Source organism: Paraburkholderia tropica, assembly GCF_900109265.1.
Lineage (GTDB): Bacteria > Pseudomonadota > Gammaproteobacteria > Burkholderiales > Burkholderiaceae > Paraburkholderia > Paraburkholderia tropica.
In genome coordinates, this window is the sequence record NZ_FNZM01000004.1 from 152,303 (window position 1) to 169,934 (window position 17,632).

14 protein-coding genes are annotated in these 17,632 nt (G+C 65.1%); 7 read left to right on the forward strand and 7 right to left on the reverse strand.

Annotated features, from left to right (window positions below; all coding sequences use genetic code 11):
• The first annotated feature begins 89 nt into the window (after window positions 1-89).
• Both BMY06_RS07420 and BMY06_RS07425 read left to right on the forward strand, forming a co-directional pair.
• Window positions 90-2,282 carry a TonB-dependent siderophore receptor gene (locus tag BMY06_RS07420; protein ID WP_244144361.1) on the forward strand — a complete coding sequence of 731 codons (2,193 nt, stop codon included), beginning with the start codon at window positions 90-92 and terminating at the stop codon, window positions 2,280-2,282.
• Window positions 2,283-2,529: 247 nt separating this feature from the next.
• Window positions 2,530-3,972 carry an NAD-dependent succinate-semialdehyde dehydrogenase gene (locus BMY06_RS07425; RefSeq protein ID WP_074982394.1) on the forward strand — a complete coding sequence of 481 codons (1,443 nt, stop codon included), beginning with the start codon at window positions 2,530-2,532 and terminating at the stop codon, window positions 3,970-3,972.
• A 58-nt stretch (window positions 3,973-4,030) separates the two neighbouring features.
• On the opposite strand, the gene BMY06_RS07430 is transcribed toward BMY06_RS07425, so the two are convergent.
• A complete protein-coding gene (locus BMY06_RS07430; protein WP_065060625.1) occupies window positions 4,031-4,435 on the reverse strand; it encodes a GFA family protein in 405 nt (134 codons plus the stop codon).
• A gap of 192 nt (window positions 4,436-4,627) precedes the next feature.
• Between BMY06_RS07430 and BMY06_RS07435 the strand changes: the two genes are divergently transcribed.
• On the forward strand, window positions 4,628-5,689 hold the full coding sequence (locus BMY06_RS07435; protein WP_065060624.1) for a catalase family peroxidase: 1,062 nt from the start codon (window positions 4,628-4,630) through the stop codon (window positions 5,687-5,689).
• Window positions 5,686-6,228 (forward strand): cytochrome b, encoded by a 543-nt coding sequence (locus tag BMY06_RS07440; RefSeq protein ID WP_065060623.1) that lies wholly within the window; start codon window positions 5,686-5,688, stop codon window positions 6,226-6,228. Before BMY06_RS07435 ends, BMY06_RS07440 begins: the two co-directional genes overlap by 4 nt.
• Before the next feature lie 38 nt (window positions 6,229-6,266).
• On the opposite strand, the gene kdgT is transcribed toward BMY06_RS07440, so the two are convergent.
• The 4 genes from kdgT to BMY06_RS07460 all read right to left on the reverse strand — a co-directional run bounded on the left by kdgT (window position 6,267) and on the right by BMY06_RS07460 (window position 11,818).
• Window positions 6,267-7,283: a 2-keto-3-deoxygluconate transporter gene (gene kdgT / locus BMY06_RS07445; protein WP_074982396.1), complete on the reverse strand. Its 1,017-nt coding sequence runs from the start codon at window positions 7,281-7,283 to the stop codon at window positions 6,267-6,269.
• Window positions 7,284-7,509: 226 nt separating this feature from the next.
• Complete coding sequence (locus BMY06_RS07450; protein ID WP_074982398.1) at window positions 7,510-9,003, reverse strand: efflux transporter outer membrane subunit; 1,494 nt, start codon at window positions 9,001-9,003, stop codon at window positions 7,510-7,512.
• Between the two features lie 18 nt (window positions 9,004-9,021).
• Window positions 9,022-10,701, reverse strand: a complete 1,680-nt coding sequence (locus BMY06_RS07455) for an MDR family MFS transporter (RefSeq protein ID WP_080180208.1) — start codon at window positions 10,699-10,701, stop codon at window positions 9,022-9,024.
• Entirely contained in the window at window positions 10,631-11,818 is a 1,188-nt protein-coding gene (locus BMY06_RS07460) for an HlyD family secretion protein (RefSeq protein WP_080180209.1), read from the reverse strand. Before BMY06_RS07460 ends, BMY06_RS07455 begins: the two co-directional genes overlap by 71 nt.
• A gap of 102 nt (window positions 11,819-11,920) precedes the next feature.
• On the opposite strand from BMY06_RS07460, the gene BMY06_RS07465 reads away from it, so the two are divergent.
• Entirely contained in the window at window positions 11,921-12,688 is a 768-nt protein-coding gene (locus BMY06_RS07465; protein WP_065065359.1) for a CerR family C-terminal domain-containing protein, read from the forward strand.
• Between the two features lie 157 nt (window positions 12,689-12,845).
• Here the strand turns inward: BMY06_RS07465 and BMY06_RS07470 are convergent, their stop codons facing one another.
• Together BMY06_RS07470 and BMY06_RS07475 are read right to left on the reverse strand one after the other, a co-directional pair.
• A complete protein-coding gene (locus BMY06_RS07470; protein WP_074982399.1) occupies window positions 12,846-13,526 on the reverse strand; it encodes a Fe2+-dependent dioxygenase in 681 nt (226 codons plus the stop codon).
• Window positions 13,527-13,583: 57 nt separating this feature from the next.
• Window positions 13,584-16,016, reverse strand: coding sequence for a TonB-dependent receptor (locus tag BMY06_RS07475; protein ID WP_074982401.1), 2,433 nt, complete (start codon window positions 16,014-16,016; stop codon window positions 13,584-13,586).
• A 222-nt stretch (window positions 16,017-16,238) separates the two neighbouring features.
• Here BMY06_RS07475 and BMY06_RS07480 point away from each other — a divergent pair, with 222 nt between their 5' ends.
• Together BMY06_RS07480 and BMY06_RS07485 are read left to right on the forward strand one after the other, a co-directional pair.
• Window positions 16,239-16,805: a TetR/AcrR family transcriptional regulator gene (locus BMY06_RS07480; RefSeq protein ID WP_065065362.1), complete on the forward strand. Its 567-nt coding sequence runs from the start codon at window positions 16,239-16,241 to the stop codon at window positions 16,803-16,805.
• A 255-nt stretch (window positions 16,806-17,060) separates the two neighbouring features.
• Window positions 17,061-17,486, forward strand: coding sequence for an organic hydroperoxide resistance protein (locus tag BMY06_RS07485; RefSeq protein WP_065065363.1), 426 nt, complete (start codon window positions 17,061-17,063; stop codon window positions 17,484-17,486).
• Window positions 17,487-17,632: the final 146 nt, after the last annotated feature.

Below are 17,632 nucleotides of genomic sequence, written 5' to 3' on the forward strand. Positions count from 1 at the left end.
GGGCGCCCGGTCATCCGACTCATCAGAATAATATGAAGAATACTGCTGCCGCGCGCCGATCCGGCCCTGCCTTCGCGTCCCGCCCCGTCATGGGCGCCCGCACTTCGCTGAGCGCCGCGCTGCTCGTCAGCGCGGGCGTGACGCTCTCCACGCTGTCGACGGCCGGCTGGGCCCAGGCGATCGCGCAAACGGAGACCAAACCGGCAACCCAAAGCGATAACACCGGCGACGCGGCAACTAGCGCCGCCGCCGACGGCAAGGCGCTGCCCACCGTCAAGGTGAACGCCGCGCGCGACAGCGAAACGGCCTCGCCCAAGCGCGTGACGGCCGGCGCGCTCGGCAATCGCCGCCAGGTGGACACGCCGTTCTCGACCGATGTGGTGACGACGGAACGCGGCAAGGATCTGCTCGCCAACACGGCCAACGATCTCTTCAAATACGATCCGGCGGTGACGATCGTCGGCGACAACGCGACCGGCGAGAACTCCGCCTTCGCGATTCGCGGCCTCGCGGTCGACATGCTCAACGGCGTGAAAGTCGACGGCCAGAATTTCCCTTCCTGGGACACCGAACTATCGCTCGAACAGTTCGAGCAGGTGGAAGTGCTCAAGGGTCTCTCCGGCTTCATGTACGGCTTCAGCACGCCCGGCGGCATCGTCAATTACGTGCTCAAGCGCCCCACCGACGACCCGTACCGCAGCTTCTCGATCGGCTATCAATCGGCGGGCGTGTTCAGCGAAAAGATCGATCTGGGCGGGCGTTTCGGCAACGACAAGCGCTTCGGTTATCGCCTGAATCTCGTCAACGAAGACGGCAACACCGCCGAAGCGAACGGCCACGTGCGCCGCCAGGTGGCGTCGCTCGCGCTCGACTTGCGCATCACGCCCGATCTCACCTGGACCGCCGACGCGTTCTACCAGAAGCGCAAGACCAACGGCACGCTGTTCGGCATCTACGTGGGCGGCGGCCTCGGCATTCCCGACGCGGGCAAGGTCACGCGCGATCTCACACAGCCGCAGAACTTCTACGAGACCGAGATCGCTTCGTTCGGCACGGGCCTCGACTATCGCATTTCCGACACGTGGCGCGCGAGCCTGAAATACCGCTTCGCGAAGGAAAACCGCACCAACTCGGACAGCCTGCTCTACGTCTACAACGCGGCGGGCGATTATCAGAACACGCTGTATGCGGCGTTGACGCGCTATTTCTATCAGAACGTCGACGCGATGGTGCAAGGCAAGTTCAACACGGGACCGTTCAAGCACGACGTGGTGATCGGCGCGAGCTACCAGACCCAGCAAAGCGAATACGACGACAGCGAAGGCTGGAACGACGGCTATAGCCTCGGCACCGGCAATCTGTACCAGAGCACGCTGCTCACGAACGACGCGGTGCATATCGGCGAAAATCTGTTCCGCCACGAACGCACCACGCAGACCGCGCTCTACGCGAGCGACACGGTGCAGATCACGCCGCGTCTTTCGGCGCTGCTCGGCCTGCGTTATACGCAGTTCCGCGACCGCGTCTATAACGTCGATCAGTCGGTGCAGGCCGATTACAGCGCGAATCCCGTCACGCCCACCGGCGCGCTGATGTTCAAGCTCGATCCCGACACCACGGTCTACGCGAGCTACGTGGAAGCGCTGCAGCAAGGCGGCGCGTCGAGCAACACGAACGTGAACTATCCGCAGACCTTCGGGCCGCTCAAGAGCAAGCAATACGAAGTGGGCCTCAAGGCCGATCATCGCAACTGGGGCGCGAATCTCGCGCTGTTCCGCATCGATCAGGGTTACGAGTACACCAACTCGGCGAACGTGTTTACGCAGAGCGGCACGAAGCGTTATCAGGGCATCGATGCGAGCGGCTGGCTGCAGCTCGCCGCCGACTGGCGTCTGATGGGCGGCGTGATGTGGCTGAACGCGAAGGCCGTCGATGTCGACGATGCAAGCGTGGACGGCAAGCGCATCTACGGCGCGCCGCGCTTCACGGTCACGGGCCGCGTGGAATACAACCCGTCGTATCTGCGCGCGCTGACGGTCGCGTTCGGCGGCAAGTATGTCGGCAACATGGCGGTCGATGCGGCCAACACGCAGTTCGTGCCGGCGTACACCACGTGGGACCTGAGCGCGAAATACGCAACCCAGGTCGCGGGCAAGGACGTGACGCTGCGCGCGGGCGTGAACAATCTGTTCAACCGCCGCTACTGGACCGCCGCGTGGGGCTATTACGTGATGCCGTCGGCCACACGCACCTTCGTTGCGAACGCCACGCTCGAATTCTGATGCGGGACGTATAAACGCGCGCCGGCGCAATGCGCTTCAGCCCCTGAAACACGGGGCTATCCACAAGGCCCTTCGCATTTGCCGAAGGGCTTTGTGCTTTTGTGCCACATGAAGGCACTCCGGAGGCCGCCTGCAAGCCTCGCGAAGCGGTGGCACAATGAGCGGTCCCGCGGCCCACGCGACGCGCGTTGCCGAGCGCGTCGCCGGCTCCTCTCACCGTTGCATCGTTGCAAAGGATCGCCCCATCATGAGTTCCAGCGTGAAGCCCTATCCGGATACCCAGATCTACGTCGACGGCGCGTGGCGCGCCGGCGCAAAGACGATCGCCGTGATCGACCCGGCCACCGAAGCGGAAATCGGCCGCCTGAGCCTCGCGAGCGAGCAGGACCTTTCGGACGCAGCCGACGCCTCGGCGCGCGCGTTCAACGCATGGCGCAAGGTCTCGCCGCTCGAGCGCAGCAAGCTCATGCGCCGTGCCGCCGACCTGCTGCGCGAACGCGCAGGCGACATCGCCGCGATCATGACGCGCGAGCAAGGCAAGCCGCTCGGCGAAGCCAAGGCTGAAACGCTCGCGGGCGCCGACGTGATCGACTGGTTCGCCGAAGAAGGCCGCCGCACTTATGGCCGCGTGGTGCCCTCGCGCACCGACGCCGTCCGCCAGATCGTCACGCGCGAACCGGTTGGCCCGGTCGCCTGCTTCACGCCCTGGAATTTCCCGCTCAATCAAGCCGTGCGCAAGGTTTCGGCCGCGCTCGCTTCGGGTTGTACCGTCGTGCTCAAGGGACCGGAAGAAACGCCGGCCAGCTGCGCGGCGCTCGTGCAGGTGTTCATCGACGCGGGTCTGCCGCAAGGCGCGCTGAATCTGGTCTTCGGCGTGCCCTCGGAGGTGTCGTCGTATCTGATCGCGCATCCGGCGATCCGCAAGATCTCGTTCACGGGCTCGACGCCGGTCGGCAAGCTGCTGGCCTCGAAGGCCGGCGAGCACATGAAGCGCGCGACGATGGAACTCGGCGGCCACGCCCCCGCCATCGTGTTCGCCGACGCCGACGTGCCGCGCGCCGCCAAGCTGCTCGCGGGCGCGAAGATCCGCAACGCGGGTCAGGTCTGCATTTCGCCCACGCGCTTCATGGTGGAAGACGCCGCATACGATGAGTTCGTCGAGCACTTCGTGGCCGCCATCAAGACCGTGAAGGTCGGCAACGGCCTGCAGGAAGGCGTGCAAATGGGCCCGCTCGCCAACGACCGCCGCCTCGCCGCCATGGAGCGACTCGTGGCCGACGCGCGCGAACACGGCGCGAAGGTGCTCACGGGCGGCGAACGCGTGGGCCGCGAAGGCTACTTCTTCGCGCCGACCGTGCTGACCGACGTGCCGCTCTCCGCGCGCATCATGAACGAAGAGCCGTTCGGCCCGCTCGCGCCGATCACGCGCTTCTCGCGTTACGAAGACGCGATCGCCGAAGCGAATCGTCTGCCGTACGGTCTCGCCGCGTATGCCTACACGCGTTCGAGCGCGACCTCGGCGGCGCTCTCCGAAGACGTGGAAACCGGCATGCTGTCGATCAATCACCACGGCCTCGCGCTGCCCGAAGTGCCGTTCGGCGGCGTGAAGGATTCGGGCTACGGTTCGGAAGGCGGTACGGAAGCGATGGAAGCGTATCTGGTCACGAAGTTCGTCACCGAACATCGTTGATCGAGCGAAACGCCGCGGCGCTGTCAATGCGCCGCGGCGTTTTTTATCGGCTGGTTATTCAGGATTCCGTAGAACTTCGCGGATGGCGCGGAAGGCCGTCCGCCAGCTTCACCCACGCAAGCTGCTGCGACACCCACGAGTGCCGCTCGGGCGGCGCGGCATCGGGCTGATCGAGCGTGCCGGTCGCTACGTCGATCTCGTCTGCGAAGGCGGCGCTGTGGTAGGTGATCGGCGTGCCGCAGTCGGCGCAAAAGCCGCGCTCGACGTTGGGGCTCGACGCGTAGCGCTTCAGATTGCCCGCCGTCACGCGAAACGCCGTGCGCGCCACGCTCAGCCACGCCACGAAGGGCGCGCCCGAAGCACGGCGGCAATCCACGCAATGGCACGCCGTGTTGCCGATCGCCTCGCCCGCGATCTCGTAGCGGATCTTCCCGCATAGACACCCGCCCGTCAGCTTCAGCATCGTTCGCTCCTGTTGGTTTCGTTCGCCTGACACCGGCGCCGCTCGATCGCCGCAAAAAAACCCGCAAAAAAACTTCTGCATCGGGTGGAATAGACCGCGTGCCCGCCGTGTTGACGCCAGTAACAGCCCTTATTGGCCATCGACAGGACCGATCATGCCTCATCGTACCTCCACGCGGCGCAGGAGCGCGCCATGAGCCAGAACGCCATCTGCATGCCGTGCCGGCTCGCGGCCATCGCGGCGGTTGTCGTCGGCGCCGCCGGCGCGTTCGCCTGGACCGCCGGCTGGCTCACGCCCAAACGCGTGAACGCGCCGCACATCATCAACACCTTCGAGTCGAATTACGGCGTGCATGCGGGCTTCCGGCGCAATCACGCCAAGGGCCTCTGCCTCGAAGGCGAGTTCGAAAGCAACGGCAACGGCGCACGCGTCTCGCGCGCGGCTGTGTTCGCGCCGGGCGAGACGCCGGTGATCGGCCGCTTCGCCATTCCGGGCAGCAATCCGTCCGCGCCCGACGCCAGCACGCCGGTACGCAGCATGGCGCTGCTGTTCCAGTTGAAGGACGGCGAGCAATGGCGCACCGGCATGAATTCGACGCCCGTTTTTGTGGTTCGGACACCGAAGCAGTTTTATCAGCAACTGGTGGCCTCGAAACCCGACCCGGCTACCGGCAAGCCCGATCCCGCGAAACTCAACGCGTTTTTTGACGCGAATCCGGAAACGCTGCCGTTCCGGCAATGGTTGAAGTCGCATCCGCCTTCGTCGAGTTTCGCCAACACCGGCTTCTACGGCATCAACGCGTTCCTCGCCACGGATGCCGAGGACAACACGCGTGCGATCCGCTGGCAGACCGTGCCCGAGATCGCCTACGCGCCGCAAAGCGCCGCGCAGAAGAACGATCCGGATTTTCTCGCCGACGATCTCGAAGCACGCCTCGCGCAAGGTCCGCTGCTTTGGCGTCTCGTGCTGACGGTCGGCCAGCCCGGCGACCCGACCAACGACGCCACGCAGCAATGGCCCGCCGACCGCGAGCAGATCGACGCGGGCACGCTGGTGCTGCGCCGCGCGACGCCGCAGCGCGAAGGCGCTTGCCGCGACGTGAACTACGACCCGACGATTCTGCCCGACGGCCTGAAACCGTCCGACGATCCGCTGCTCGCGGCGCGCTCGGCCGCCTATGCCGTTTCGTTCAACCGCCGCACGCGCGAAGAAGCCGCGCAATCGCACGAACCGCACGGAGACACTCAGCCATGAAAACCGGCACCCATTTCAGCGGTCTCGCGCGGCTGATTCACTGGTCGATGGCCGTGTTGATCATCGCGATGCTGTTCGTGGGCGTCGGCATGGTCGCGACCGTTTCGCGCCTGCACGAGACGCTGATCGCGCTGCATCGGCCGCTCGGCATCGCGCTGTTGCTGCTCGTGATCGTGCGCGTGGCCGTGCGCCTCTCGCGCGGCGCGCCCGCCCTGCCCGCCGATATTCCCGCGTGGCAGCGCAGCGCGGCGCACGCCTCGCATCTCGTGCTGTATGCGTTGATGATCGCGATGCCGCTGATCGGCTGGTCGATGTTGTCGGCGGGCGGCTATCCGGTCGTGCTCGCAAGCGGCGTGCAGTTGCCGCCGATCGTGCCGCACAACGTCACGCTCTATGCGTGGTTGCGCGCGGCGCATACGTGGCTCGCGTTCGCGCTGTTCGCGACGGTGTTGATGCATCTCGCGGCCGCGCTATTCCATGCGCTGATCCGCCGCGACGGCGTGCTCGCGAGCATGGCGCGCGGCGCCGCACGAAACTGACGCGACGCGCGCGGATCAGGCGGAATTCAAGGCGCGAATCAAACGTGCACGTCCTGGCTCGCAACCGGCTGCACGGGCGGCCCCATGAACTCTTCGCGCAAAGCGTCGCGCGCGCTTTTCCTGCGCACCCACAGCGCCGTGAGGATCGGCACGAGGATCGCCGTGACGAGGCACGACGTGGCGACCATCGCGGTCGCGGCCGGCACGAGCGGCTTGAAGCGCGGAATCATCTCGCCGATGATCGCGGGGTTCGCCACCGCCGCGCCCGCCGTCGACGACGCCGCGAGTCCCGCCGCGCCATTGCCGCCCGCGAGCAGACGATCCGCGAGAATCAGCGGAATGCCGGTCACGACGATCACGCCGAGCCCCAGCATCACGCCCGCGAACCCGCTGTTGACGATCACGCCAAGGTCGATGCCGTTGCCGAGCGCGAAGCCGAAAAACGGAATCAGCGGATGCACGCAGCGTCCGAACAGATCGCGCAGATCGTGATCGAGATTGCCGAGCACGAAGCCGACGAGAAACGGCAGCACCGCGCCCGCGAACAGACGCGGCTCGAAGAAGGCCACGCCCGTCGCGCCCAGAATGAGCATGCTGACGAGCGGCCCCGATTCGATCGACATCAGCACGAACGCGCCCGCCTCTTCCTTCGTGCCGTATTGCTGCATGACGGCGGCGTAGAGGCCGCCGTTGGTCATGTCCATCGAGGTGGTGATGGCGAGCACCGAAAGCCCCGCGAACAGGCCGGCCTTGACGCCGTCGGCGGGCAGATAGCGCGCCGCGACCAGCGTGGCAATCCACGCAACCGCGGTTTTCGTCGCGAGCAAGGTGCCGGATTTGCGCAGCACCGCGCCGGTCGCGCGCAGATCGATGGTCGCGCCCATGCAGAAGAACCAGACCGCGAGGATCGGCACGGTCCCGGCGATCAGCCCGTTGGTAAACGAACCGAAGTACTTGCCCGCGCCGGGCGCGAACGTGTGCACGCAGGCGCCGAGCAGCAAGGGCACCAGCATCAGGCCGCCAGGCACGCGGTCGATGGCCTTCTTCAGCTTCATGCCTCCTCCTGGATGTCTCATCCACGCCGGATCGGCACGCACGCGCATGGCGTCCGGGTTCTAGTCGCGACTCCCTGACGAAAAAATATAGCAGCCTGAAAGGCGAGCGAATTCGATTTTTAATCGTTGCCCGCTCATCGTTTACCCCGCAAATTGAGGGCGATTTCCCACTATCTGGGGTTTGATGTGACGTGGATATTTTCGCGGCGCGAGCGCGCCGCCCGGTTCAGCTTTTGAGCGGACTTTGCGAAGCGCTGTGCCAGCCCAGACCCAGACTCTTCTGCAAGGAGACGAAGTCCTTGAGCAACTGCGCCTGCGCGGACACCACGTCCTGTTGCGCTGCAAACTCGGCGCGCTGCGTATCGAGCAGATCGACGAGGCTCGACGCACCCGCACGATAACGCTGACGCATCAGCGTGGCCGAGCGTTCCGCCGACGCCTGCACTTTCTGCAGCGTCACCACGTGCTCGCGCTGATAGCCATAGCGCGAGAGCGCGCCATTGGCGTCCTGCAACGCGGCGAGCACCGTTTTTTCGTAACGCACTTCGGCTTCGTCGCGCGAGGCTTCTGCGCCACGCACGGCACCGGCCGTGCGGCCGAAATCAAACAGATTCCATTGCAGATACGGCGCGCCCACCCAGCTGAAATTGCGCTTGCGCATCAGATGGCCCGGATCGGCGGCGGTGAAGCCAAGGTCGCCGAACAGCGTGAGCTTCGGAAAATAGTCGGCCACGTGCTGGCCAATCTGCGCATTGCTCGACGCAAGCCTGCGCTCGGCAGCGCGAATGTCGGGGCGCTGCGCGAGCACGGTTGCGGGATCGCTGACCGTGACGGTGGCGGGCAACGTCGGCAACGGGCTCGGCGCGGCCAGTTCCGCGTCGAGCGCGCCGGGCGCCTTGCCCGTGAGCACCGCGAGCTGATCGAGCGACATCTCCACTTGCGCGGCGAGCGGCGCAAGCGTCGAGCGCGTGTTTTCGACCTGCGTGGTCAGACGCTCGACGTCCACCTCGGCGGCCGTGCCGCCCGCGCGGCGCTGCTCGGTCAGCGTAAGCGACTGCTGCTGAATCTCCGCCGTGCGCTGCGCAAGCGCGAAACGCTGCTGCTCGTCGCGCAGATCGATATAGGCCTGCGCCACTTCGGCCGCGAGCGACACCTGCGTGTCGGCGAGATCGGCGGATACGGCGTCGGCTTCGTCGGTGGCCGCTTCCACCGCGCGGCGCGTGCCGCCGAACAGGTCGATTTCCCACGACGCGTCGAAGCCCGCCGTATAGAACTGCAGCGGCCCGCGTCCCGAACCCGAACTCCCCGACGACTGCGAGAGCGTACTGAGATCGGGTTCGCGCATGCGCGGCGCGGCGACCGCGGCCGACACCTTCGGCAATTCGGCCGCGCGCTGTTGCTGCAGTTGCGCACGCGATTCGCGCAGCCGCGCCTGCGCGACGCGCACATCGGGATTGTGTTCGAGCGCCGCCGCGATCAGCGCGTTCAGATGCGGATCGTCGAGCGCGGTCCACCAGTCGCTCGGCGCGCGCGCCGTCGTCACGCCCTGCGCGGGCGTACGCACGAAGTTCGCGGCGCTCGCGGCTTCGGGCGCGACCGCGGGCGCGCCGTGATAGTCGGGGCCCACGGTGCAGGCCGACAGCACGCATGCACCGGCGAGCAGCGTGAGGCGCGTGAAGGGCTTTGCCCGAGGAAAGCGGTAAGAACGAATGGCCGTCATGAGTCGAATATTGAAGCGTCAGTGGCCGGCGGACGGCGGCTTCGCGCCGGGCTGCGGTTTCTTGAGCATGAGCGCGAGCGGCACGCACGCCGCGAGCGCAATACCGAGCACCCAGAATGTTTCGGAGTACGTCATCACCATCGATTGCTGCTGGATCTGCGAAGCGATCTGGGCAAGCGAGATCATCTTCGAATAGGCCATGTCGCCGTTCTGCGCAAACCAGCTGGCCGCGCCGTTCGCGAGTCGCTCCTGACCGATCAGCGAATTCGCGCTGATCGACTCGCGCAACATGGCCGTGTGGAAGGTCTCGCGCCGATCGATCAGCGTGCCGATGATCGCGAGCCCCACCGAGCCGCCGAGATTGCGCGCCATGTTGTAGAGACCCGCCGCATCGCCGGAATCCTCGCGCGCGACCGCCGCCATCGAGGCCTGATTCAGCGGCATCATCGCGAGCATCTGCGCCACGCCGCGAATCAGCTGCGACCACACGAAATCGTGGCCCACGCTCTGCGCGGTCAGCGAAATATCGAGCATGCAGTTCAGCGTGAACAGCAGCAGGCCGCTCACCACCAGCACGCGGAAATCGACCTTCGCGAGCAGACGCGGCAGAATCGGCATCACGAGGAAGGCCGGCAGCCCGGACAGCAGCATGATCGCGCCCGATTGCTCCGCGTTGTATCCAGCGACGAGGCTCAAAAACTGCGGCAGCAGATACGAAATGCCATAGAGGCCCGCGCCCACCGCCGACACGATGACGATCACGCTCGCGTAGCGCGGGTTGCGCATGAGCGAGAGCCGCAAGATGGGCTTCTTCGCGACGAACTGCGAGATCGCGATCAGCACCATGCCCGCGAGCGACACGCAGCTCAGCGTGACGATCATGCTCGATTCGAACCAGCGCTCGCGTTGACCCTCTTCGAGCACGACCGTGAGCGTGCTCAGGCCGACCGCGAGACCGACGATGCCCAGCCAGTCGGCCTTGAAAAAAGCCTCCCAGTGCGGACGGTCGGCGGGCAGGCCCACGATCAGCAGCGTAATCAGCGCGATACACACGGGCAGGTTGATGAAGAAGCACCAGCTCCAGCTGATGTTCTCCGCGAGCCAACCGCCCACCACGGGCCCGAGCAACGGCCCGAGCAGCACGATGAGCCCGAACACCGTCATGCCCACAGGTAGCTGCGAAAGCGGCAGCCGCGTGCGGATGATGGTCTGCGCCGTGGGGATCATCGCGCCGCCGGTGAAGCCCTGGCCGATGCGGCCCGCGATCATCACGGCGAGCGTGCTCGACCAGCCGCACATCATCGAGAAGCCGATAAAGAGCGCGGCATTCGCCAGCAGAAAGTTTCGGAGTCCGAACACACGCGTGAGCCACGCGGCGAGCGGAATCATCACGATCTCGGACATCAGATAGCCCGTGGAAATCCACGTGCCTTCGGTGCCGGTCGCGCCGATTTCGCCCTGGATCTGCGGCAGCGCCGAGTTCGTGATGGAGATGTCGAGCGTGGCCATCAACGCGCCCAGCGCGCCGGCGGCCACCGCGATCCAGTCGGCGACGCCCGCGCGCTGCTCGCCGTGCGGCTGCGGCGCGGCGGGTGCTTGCGCGGCGTTGGGTGGGACGTTGGGTACGTCAGCCACGATGGTTCTCTGCGTCGATGCGGCGATCGTCGTCGCGCGCCGAACGCGTATCGACGTCGACATTCACGGACATGCCGGGCAGCAGCACCGAGCGCGTTTCCGGCCCGACGTCGAGACGAATGCGCACCGGCACGCGCTGCACGATCTTCGTGAAGTTGCCGGTGGCGTTTTCCGGCGGCAGCAGCGCGAACTGCGCGCCCGTGCCCGGCGCAAAGCTGTCGACCACGCCATGCAGCGTGTGACCCGACAAGGCGTCGACGCGCATTTCCACCGGTTGCCCCACGCGCATGCGGCCGATCTGCGTTTCCTTGAAGTTCGCCGTGAGATAGGTCTGCTGGACCGGCACCACAGTCAGCATGCGCGTGCCCGGCTGCACGTACTGGCCCACGCGCACGGTGCGATCGCCGACGCGGCCGGACAGCGCCGCCTTCACGACGGTGTTGTCGAGATCGAGCTGCGATTGCGCCGCGCTCGCGCGCGCCGCTTCGAGCTGGGCGCGCGCCTGCGCGAGTTGCGCCGTGAGCGCGGCAATCTGCGAACGCGCCGCCTCGACCGACGCCGAATCCGCCGCCAGCGTCGCCTGTGCCTGATCGCGCGTGCTCTTGAGTTCGGTGAGACGCTCGACCGTTTCCGCGCCCGTGGCCGCCAGCGGCGCGTAACGCGCGACTTCGTCCTGCGCGTGCCGCAAGCTCACGCGCGCCACGTCCTGCTGCGCCTGGGTCTGCGCGATGTTCGCGCGCTGCTGAACGAGTTGCGCCTCGGCGTGCTGAATGTCGGCCTGGCGCGCATCGACGGTGGCGTTGGCCTGATCGAGCGCGACTTGATACTGGCGCGCGTCGAGTTTCACCAGCGGATCGCCGGCCTTCACGGCCTGGTTGTCGGCGACGAAGACGTCGGTGATATAGCCGCTGACTTTCGGCGCGACGGTGACGCTGTCGGCCTGAAGATAGGCGTCGTCGGTGCTCTCGATGAAGCGGCCGACCCGCCACCAGTGACCGAGCCACGTCGCGCCCGCGAGCAGCGCCACGATGCAGAGGCCGATCAGGACGATGCGCTTCTTGCCCGACTTGTTGCCGGTCTTGTCGCCGGTCTTGTTATCGGCGGTTTGAATATCGCGCTTATCGGGTGAATGGGTGTCGCTCGACGCATCTCGTCCGGGCGCACCTGCGGTCGTTGACATGTTCTTATCAGTCTCAATTTATTCCAGTTGGCAAAATTATTCCATCCGGAAAAATTGTGTCAAGTGATATATTTCGAGAAATCCGATCGCTACCCGAATCACATGAACGACACGAAACCGCTACGGCGTCCCAAAGCGGGCGGCTACGCGCGCGGCGACGAAACGCGCCGCAAGATTATCGAAGCGGCCATCAGCCTGTTTGGCAAGCACGGTTTCGAAGGCGCCTCCACCCGGGATATCGCCGCGCGCGCGGGCGTCAATGCGCCGGCCCTGCAGTACTACTTTGAGAGTAAGGAAGGGCTGTACTGCGCGTGCGCCGAATCGCTCGCCGACGAGTCATGGCAATCCTTCGAGCCCGCCGTGCTGCGCGCACGCGCCGTGCTCGAACGCAACGGCGACACCGCCGAGCTGATCGACGCGTTTCTCGACATTCAGCGCGCCGTCGCCGATCGCACCTTCGTCAAGCGCAGCGACCCCGACCAGCGGCTCTTTTTCGCGCGCGAGCAAGGCGGCGGCGAACCGGAATCGGGCTCCGAAGTCCTGCGCCAGCGCGTACGCGCGCCGCTCAACGAGGTGAACATCACGCTGCTCGCCCGCATCAGCGGCATGAGCGCTGACGATCCGCTCACCGTCATGCGGATGCTCAGCCTCTACGGCCAGTTTCTGCTGTTCTACATCGCGCGCCGCGTGACGCTGTCGACGCTGAAATGGGACGATATCGACGCCGAAAGAGCCGAGTTTCTGAAAGCGAATATCGCCGATCAAACCCGCGTGCTGCTCGAGCACTGGAGCCGCCAGGGCGGCACGGACGGCGAAAAGCGCGTCGCCGAGAAAACGGATTCGACGCCCGCGAAAACCGCCACGCGCTGAGCGATCGCGCTTCGCGTTTCCTCACGGAAACGCGAACGACGATGCGACGCGTATCGGAAACTCGCGTGCATGCGCGAGTTTTCCCGGTTTCCGATCCGACACAGCCAACGCGCTACGCGCGCCCGGCGCCCGGCGCCCGGCGCTCAGCAATCCACAATCAGCAATCGGCCCACATGCGCAGCAGATTGTGATAACAGCCGGTGAGCTGCACGAGCGATTCGTCGCTGGCGTTCTGCATCGTGAGCCGCTGGATCGCGACGTCCATATCGAGCAGCAGCGCGCGCTGCGCGTCCTCGCGCACGAGGCTTTCGATCCAGAAGAACGACGCGATGCGCTCGCCGCGCGTGACCGGCTCGACTTTGTGCACGCTCGACCCCGGATACAGGATTATGTGCCCTGCGGGCAGCTTCACGCGCTGCTCGCCATAGGTGTCGCGAATCACGAGTTCGCCGCCATCGTAGCTCGCCGGATCGGCGAGAAACAACGTGGCGGACAGATCGGTTCGCACCCGCTCACGTGACGCGCGAATACCGCGCACTGCGTTATCGATATGGAATCCGAATGATTCTCCAATTCCATAACTGTTGAACAGCGGCGGATAAATACGCTTCGGCAGCGCCGCCGACATGAACACCGCATCCTTCGCGAGACGGTCGATAATCTCGTCGCCGATCTCGCGTGCGAGCGGATCGTCGCCACCGAGTTGGCGATTGTGTTTGACGCGCTGCGATTGCGCGCCCGCCGTCGCCTTGCCGTCGATCCATTGCGCCGCGCGCAACCGCTCGACCCGCACCTTCGATTCCTGCGGGCTGAATACGCCCGGAATTTCCACGATCATCGTTTCACTCTGTGCATCGTCTGAATGGGCGAGCGGCGGCGCCGCTCGCGAAAACCGCTAGAAACGCACGTCCGCCGACAGCAGCACGGTGCGTCCGGCACCCGGCACGCCATACAACTGGAAGCCGTCGAGCGACGCCCCCACCGCCGAGTAGTAGAACGTGTTGAACAGGTTCTGCACGTTGAGGCTCAGCGCGAGATTCTTGTTGACCTCATAGCGCGCCGCGAGCGAATGCAGCCAGAATGCCGGCGCTTTTTCCGCGTCGTACACATAGGCCGGATGATTGCCGCTCGCGCCGCTCACCGTGCTGCTGTTGTTGTTCTGGCCGCCGACGTATTCGTTGTCGGTATAACGGCGCGTGCCGACGTACTGCACGCCATAGCTCACCGAGAACTTCGGCGTGACCGCATACGAGGTCCAGAGATTGACGGTCGCGTTCGGCACGTTGGCCGGTCGCTGGCCTTCGTTGATGCCCTTCGTGATGCGCCCGCGCATCGCCGCGAAGCCCGCGAACGCCGACCACTTTTCGGTGATGTTGCCCGACACGCCCAGTTCGATGCCATCAACGCGTTTGGGCGGCAACTCGCGCACGACGCTCGACGTCGTGTCGCCGTAGTCCCACGAATCGCTGAGTTCGGTGCGGAACAGTGCGCTCGTGATCGACAGACGCCGGTCGAGCAGATCCCACTTGGTACCCAGCTCCCAGGTCTGCGCCACGGCCGGTTTGAGGCTCGCCGTGGCCGCCGAGGTCGCGCCGTAAATCGTGTTGTTGGTCGTCGCGCCCACCGCCGAAGGCTGCGCCGCACGCCCGTAGGTCGCGTAGAGGCTGCCGAACGGCAGCGGCTTGTACGTGATGCCGATACGGCCGCTGAACGCGCCGTCGCTCGTCGTCAGCACCGAGTGCGCGTTGGCCGCGCCGCTCACCTGCTTGACCCAGAAACGGTCGTAGCGCGCCGCGCCTTCAACGATCCACTTCGGCGTGATCGTCACGGTATCGCGGATATACACGCCCGCATCGTTGACCGCCGCGTAGTCGCCGGTCGTGCCTTCCATCGCGTTCACGCCGCCCATGCTCGTGCCATACGCGTTCGTGAGGTCCATCACCGGATTCGTCGATGGCGCGACCACGCTGCGCGGCAGATCGCCATAACGCTCGTGATAGAACTCCGCGCCGACGACGACATCGTGATGCAGCCCCGCCGTATCGAACGACGTGTTCACGTTGGTCTCGTTGGCGAGAATGTCGTAGCGCTTCGACGTGCCGTAGTTGTTGCCGCGCAGCACCGCGAGCGGCGAGAGATTAGGGTCCGCCGACACGCCGCTGTACGAGAGTACGCCCGAGGCGCTCGTCACGAGCGAGCCGGTGCCCACGTAGCCGTACGACGTGCCGCTCGTCGAATTGAAACGCGCGGGCGCGAGCACGGTGGTGCGATCGGTCTGCTCCCAGCGCGTCATGTTCGAGATGCGCAGGTTGTCGTTGAAGTCGTGCTCGATCTTCACGCTCGCGCGGTTGGTGGTCGAGTGATCCTTGTAGAGATTCGGGTCGCCATACCAGCCATTGCGCGGCACGCCGGGCATGCGCTGGCCGCCCGTGCCGCGCTCGATCGGCACGCCGGTGTCCGGCACGTTGTTGTCCTGCTGATGGAAATAGTCGAGCGTCACGCGCGTGGGCGTGCCGAGCCCCATCGCGAGCGAACCGGCCACGCCCCAGCGGTCGTCGTGCACGTTGGCGCGACCGTCCACGTCCTGCGTGTGGCGCATGAGATTCAGACGCAGCGCCGAGTGCTCGCCGATCTGCTTGTTGAGGTCGGCGCTCACGCGGCGATAGCGCGCCGAGCCGAGTGTGGTCGCGAGGTGATACGCGTCGTCGAGATGCGCTTCCTTCGTGACGAGATTGACGCTGCCGCCCGGCGCGGCCACGCCCGATTCGATCGTGCCGGTGCCCTTGAACACTTCCACGCGATCGACGTCGAAGGTGTCCGAGCGGCTCGCGAGGCCCGCGTCGCGCAGGCCGTCGATCGTGATGCTCTGCTCGCCCGAAAAGCCGCGAATCGTGAACATGTCGCCCCAGCCGAGATTACCCTCGCCCGACGTGAACGTGATGCCCGGCACGTTCTTGAGAATGTCCTGGAGACTTTGCGCCTGCTGTTCATCGAGCACGCGCTTGGGCACGATCGCGATGCTCTGCGCGATGTCGAGCAGCGGCGCCGTGAACTGATCCGACTCCACGTATTTCGTCTGATATGGCGAGTTCCTGCCGCTGACGTTCACGGCGGGCAGCGTGGCGCCAGCGGTTTGCGTGGCGCCGGTTGCGTCGGTTGTATTCGCGGCTTGTGCGGCTTGTGCGGCTTGTGCCGGTTGCGTCGTCTGCGCGGTTTGCGCCGACGTTTGCGCGTGCGCCGCCGTCAGCGCGACGCAACCGAACGTCGCGCCGAACAGATTGATCAGCAAGCCCGACGGACGGCCTCGCGTTCCCCGATTCAACTGCATGTTGTATTCACCCCAGTTTCCTGTTTTGCTGGATTGCCTGCCGGCATCGCCATCACAAATACGAATGATTGCGATTTGCAATGGTAAGAATGCAGGCATCAAGAAAACGTTAAGACCCGATTTCCGATCGGAAACCGTGCAGAAACAAGGGCTTTCCGGTGCGAAAAAATATTTCGCTTCGGAAACTTGACAATCTATCTTCCAGTAGATAAATTAACACCCATGGACACGCAATCAACCGTACGCGAGCAGCTTCTGGATCACGCCATCACGTTGATGATGCTGCGGGGTTACAACGGCTTCAGCTATCGCGACCTGTCGGAACTGGTCGGCGTGAAAACATCGAGCATCCACTACTACTTCCCGTCGAAGGACGACCTGGTGCTCGAAGCGGTCAAGCAGTACAGCGAAGAAGTCGTGCGGGCATTGCAGTCGATCGACCCGGCGTTGCCGGCGAACGAAAAGCTCAGCCTGTACACGCGCTTCTTCGGCAAGACCTTGGGCGACGGCAACCAGATCTGTCTGTGCGGCATGCTCGCCGCCGACATCGAGACGCTGCCCGAAACCGTGCGTGAAGCGGTGCAGGCCTTCTTCCGCACCAACGAAGCCTGGCTGGCCAAGGTGCTGGCGCAAGGCGTCGAGGAAGGCACGCTGGTCGCGAAAGGCAAGCCGGAAAGCGCGGCGCGCACGCTGTTCGCGGCGCTGCAAGGCAGCGTGATCGCGAGCCGGCTGTTTCACACGAAGTCGCGTCTGGAAGACGTGGAAGCCATGTGGCGAGTCGCGGCCTGAGGGGCATAGCAACGCGGCCACAGGCAAGGATTGCAGTACCGGGGCGGTTCACCGCCCCATTGTTGGACCCCGTTGTCTATCTAGTGATAGATAGGATTACGAGAATCACGATGACGATCACGCGTACGCCACGAATGACCGTTATCGTCGTTGCACAACAGTGGCACAACCGGTCGCGAAGATCCCTTCGATCTGGACGACTAACGAATCAACCTTGTTGCTTGACCTATCGTTACTCACACTGGAGAGTCAGTCATGTCGATCGAAAAAGTCCTCTACACCGCCGAAGCCACCGCAACCGGAGGCCGTGACGGCCGCGCCGTCGTGCCCGAGAGCAACCTCGACCTCAAGCTCACGACGCCGCGCGAACTGGGCGGTGCAGGCGGCGCCGGCACGAACCCGGAGCAACTGTTCGCAGCCGGTTACAGCGCGTGTTTCATCGGCGCGATGAAGTTCGTCGCGGCGCGCGACAAGATCGCCATTCCGGCGGACGTCTCGGTTACGGGCCGCGTCGGCATCGGCCAGATTCCGAACGGCTTCGGCATCGAAGTGGAACTGCGCGTCTCGCTGCCGGGCCTCGACCGCGAAGCCGCTCAGGCGCTGGTCGACAAGGCTCACATCGTGTGCCCGTACTCGAACGCCACGCGCGGCAACATCGACGTCACGCTGACGATCGTTTAAGGCCGCACGACGACCGGAAACGGGATCGGGAAAACAAAGGGCAACCCAAAGTTTTCCCGATTTCCGATCGGAAAATAACGGGCCGCGCCGGATCATCTGCATGATCCGGGGCGGCCCGTTTGTTTCGTCATGGGTTCAGATGTTTT

What these genes read in the sequence shown, in the direction of transcription:
- BMY06_RS07485 (WP_065065363.1), top strand. Translation starts at nt 17,061, where the DNA reads ATGTCGATCGAAAAAGTCCTCTACACCGCCGAAGCCACCGCAACCGGA.
- BMY06_RS07480 (WP_065065362.1), top strand. Translation starts at nt 16,239, where the DNA reads ATGGACACGCAATCAACCGTACGCGAGCAGCTTCTGGATCACGCCATC.
- BMY06_RS07460 (WP_080180209.1), bottom strand. Translation starts at nt 11,818, where the DNA reads ATGTCAACGACCGCAGGTGCGCCCGGACGAGATGCGTCGAGCGACACC.
- kdgT (WP_074982396.1), bottom strand. Translation starts at nt 7,283, where the DNA reads ATGAAGCTGAAGAAGGCCATCGACCGCGTGCCTGGCGGCCTGATGCTG.
- BMY06_RS07455 (WP_080180208.1), bottom strand. Translation starts at nt 10,701, where the DNA reads ATGTCGACGTCGATACGCGTTCGGCGCGCGACGACGATCGCCGCATCG.
- BMY06_RS07465 (WP_065065359.1), top strand. Translation starts at nt 11,921, where the DNA reads ATGAACGACACGAAACCGCTACGGCGTCCCAAAGCGGGCGGCTACGCG.
- BMY06_RS07440 (WP_065060623.1), top strand. Translation starts at nt 5,686, where the DNA reads ATGAAAACCGGCACCCATTTCAGCGGTCTCGCGCGGCTGATTCACTGG.
- BMY06_RS07420 (WP_244144361.1), top strand. Translation starts at nt 90, where the DNA reads ATGGGCGCCCGCACTTCGCTGAGCGCCGCGCTGCTCGTCAGCGCGGGC.
- BMY06_RS07470 (WP_074982399.1), bottom strand. Translation starts at nt 13,526, where the DNA reads ATGATCGTGGAAATTCCGGGCGTATTCAGCCCGCAGGAATCGAAGGTG.
- BMY06_RS07435 (WP_065060624.1), top strand. Translation starts at nt 4,628, where the DNA reads ATGAGCCAGAACGCCATCTGCATGCCGTGCCGGCTCGCGGCCATCGCG.
- BMY06_RS07430 (WP_065060625.1), bottom strand. Translation starts at nt 4,435, where the DNA reads ATGCTGAAGCTGACGGGCGGGTGTCTATGCGGGAAGATCCGCTACGAG.
- BMY06_RS07425 (WP_074982394.1), top strand. Translation starts at nt 2,530, where the DNA reads ATGAGTTCCAGCGTGAAGCCCTATCCGGATACCCAGATCTACGTCGAC.
- BMY06_RS07475 (WP_074982401.1), bottom strand. Translation starts at nt 16,016, where the DNA reads ATGCAGTTGAATCGGGGAACGCGAGGCCGTCCGTCGGGCTTGCTGATC.
- BMY06_RS07450 (WP_074982398.1), bottom strand. Translation starts at nt 9,003, where the DNA reads ATGACGGCCATTCGTTCTTACCGCTTTCCTCGGGCAAAGCCCTTCACG.